We start from the raw sequence: 1,249 nt of genomic DNA on the forward strand, positions 1-1,249 counted from the left end.
CAGGGCAAGATCATGAACATAAATCGTTCAATTGACGTTTGAATCGCCAACAACTCTGGACGATAGTAAGCGTCTGTGATCTTATACTCTCTTTTGCGGAGAGAGTCATGGAAACAGGCGCATTTGAACAGTTTTTTGGTGAGTTAGAAGATCCCAGACAGTCAGCCAAGGTAGCCCATCTATTTACTGATATTTTATTTTTGGTGGTATGTGCGTCCATCGCTGGAGCCAAAGGATGGGAAGATATCGAAGATTTTGGCGATCTGCATTTTGACTGGTTTGCCGCTAAGGGATTATTCAAGAACGGCTTACCGGTTCATGACACCATAGCGCGTGTGATATCGCGGATAGACAGTGGGCAGTTTCAGCGTTGTTTTATCGGCTGGATGCAATCGGGGGTGGAGTTATCCGAGGGGAAACTCATTGCTATTGATGGCAAGCGGCTTTGTGGCTCTTATAACCGGGAAAACAGGCAGTCGGCTATCCACATGGTTAACGCCTTTGCCTCAGAGAATAACGTCGTATTAGGACAGATTAAAACTCAGAGCAAATCGAATGAAATCACCGCCATTCCAGCTTTGCTGACTATGCTGGACATAAAAGGCTGTCTGATATCCATTGATGCAATGGGCTGCCAGAAAGAAATCGCTGAGCAAATTATTGATGGTGGTGGTGACTACCTTCTGGCCCTGAAAGGAAATCAAAAAGAGCTGCATGATGCCGTCCGTAAGGCGCTTTCTGGTGCGATAAATCAGGAAGTAATTTGTCTGGAAAAAGCTCACGGAAGAAGTGAAGCCAGAGCGTATCATGTAATGGAAGCGGGTTCGTTAACGGATAACTTCTGTGAATGGAAAGAACTGAAAACTATTGGTGTAGCACTGAGCTATCGGCAGACGAAACAGGGTAAAGAATCCCTTGAGTATCGTTACTACATTAGTTCTGCCAAGTTATCAAAAGCCCGATTTGCAAATGCAGTACGGAGTCATTGGGCTGTAGAAAACAGCCTTCATTGGGTGCTTGATGTCTCGATGAAAGAGGACGAATGCCAAATATATCGTGGCAATGCTGCTGATATATTATCGGGTGCGAGGAAGCTGGCCTTGAATATGCTTCGTGCAGAAACCACCAGAAAAGTCAGTATTCCTCGCAAGCAAAAGCGCGCACATGGCAGCACTGAGTACCTGGAACAGGTATTAACAGCGGGGTTGGGAAAGTTGAGTAAAAATTAAGCATTCATGCTCTCACCCTG

The 1,249-nt window shown here is 45.6% G+C and carries 1 protein-coding gene; it reads left to right on the plus strand.

Annotated elements, in window-relative coordinates:
- Nucleotides 1-107 precede the first annotated feature (107 nt).
- Nucleotides 108-1,229, plus strand: a complete 1,122-nt coding sequence (locus ACX5KA_RS03425; RefSeq protein WP_458730410.1) for an ISAs1 family transposase — start codon at nt 108-110, stop codon at nt 1,227-1,229.
- Nucleotides 1,230-1,249 lie beyond the last annotated feature (20 nt).

Source organism: Alteromonas alvinellae, assembly GCF_902705805.1.